This is a genomic window from Vibrio mimicus CAIM 602 (assembly GCF_000338875.1).
In the GTDB taxonomy this organism is placed as follows: Bacteria; Pseudomonadota; Gammaproteobacteria; order Enterobacterales; family Vibrionaceae; genus Vibrio; species Vibrio mimicus.
This window is the reverse complement of record NZ_AOMO01000011.1, coordinates 1-1,073: the sequence shown is the minus strand read 5'-3', so window position 1 is coordinate 1,073 and position 1,073 is coordinate 1. Positions and strand designations below refer to the sequence as shown.

Here is a 1,073-nt window from a genome sequence, read left to right as displayed (position 1 = left end):
CATCATCGCTGTGATCTCGCTTTCTTTGTCGCGGACTCTTAACCGTAGTCAACTCAACCTTGATCGCTTTGAGTTTTGGCAGCCAACTTCACAGCTTTTGGCGTTGGACGTGTGTTTGTTTGATGCTTTTGCGTAAAATGACTTTCAAGCAAATGTGTTTGAAAAATCATTGCTAAACAATGGGCTACGAAACTAACAAACGCCTCAAGCGGGACTGTCAACGCGTGGCGTTTCCAGTCCCATTGAGCCGCGGTGGTTTCGGTTGTTGTGTTTGAGTTTGGTGTAATGCGTTGCCAGCCCCTTAGGCGGGCGTTATGTGAATGGTGGAAAAAGGAGAGTCGGGTTGATGGAATCTAATGTTTTTGAACGAACTAACATCGGAGAGCCAGAAATAAGCTCAAGGCTGTATAACCTCACAATAGGGGCTGTGCTGTGTTGGGGATTTTGGGTTAATTGGTTAATGGTTGGAAATATTCCTGTTGAATCAATTACATCTATCAATCCTTGGATCTTTTTTATTAGCTATTTTGCAAGCTGTTTCTTTGGGATTTACTTATTTAAAAAGTCATCAAATCCTTTAGTCAGTTTTACAGGCTATAACTTTGTAGTGGTACCTTTTGGGCTAATCATTAACATAGTCGTATCAAATTATGACCCATCGTTAGTTCTGGAAGCGATTAAGGTTACAGGATTAGTGACCGGCATAATGATGTTGCTTGGTACAATGTTTCCGGTTTTCTTCCAAAAAATTTCTGGCGCGTTAACCATTGCATTAATAGCTGTAATTGTTGTTGAGCTTTTTCAAATATTCATACTCGGCATTCACCAGGAATGGCTGGATTGGGCAGTTGTTATCATATTCTGCGGTTACATTGGCTATGATTGGGGACGAGCAAATCAAATTCCCAAGACAATAGACAATGCAGTTGATAGCGCAGCAGCACTCTACATGGATATCATTAACCTTTTTTTGAGAATCGTTCGGATTATGGGGCGTAAATAAAATTCACATAACAAACGCCTCAAGAGGGACTGTCAACGCGCGGCGTTTCCAGTCCCAATGAGCCACGGTG

General features: G+C 41.9%; 2 protein-coding genes. Both read left to right on the top strand.

From position 1 onward, the window contains the following. The first annotated feature begins 1 nt into the window (after window position 1). Window positions 2-136, top strand: coding sequence for a DUF645 family protein (locus D908_RS20165; protein WP_086028623.1), 135 nt, complete (start codon window positions 2-4; stop codon window positions 134-136). A gap of 207 nt (window positions 137-343) precedes the next feature. Further along, entirely contained in the window at window positions 344-1,003 is a 660-nt protein-coding gene (locus D908_RS18000; protein WP_086028621.1) for a Bax inhibitor-1 family protein, read from the top strand. Window positions 1,004-1,073: the final 70 nt, after the last annotated feature.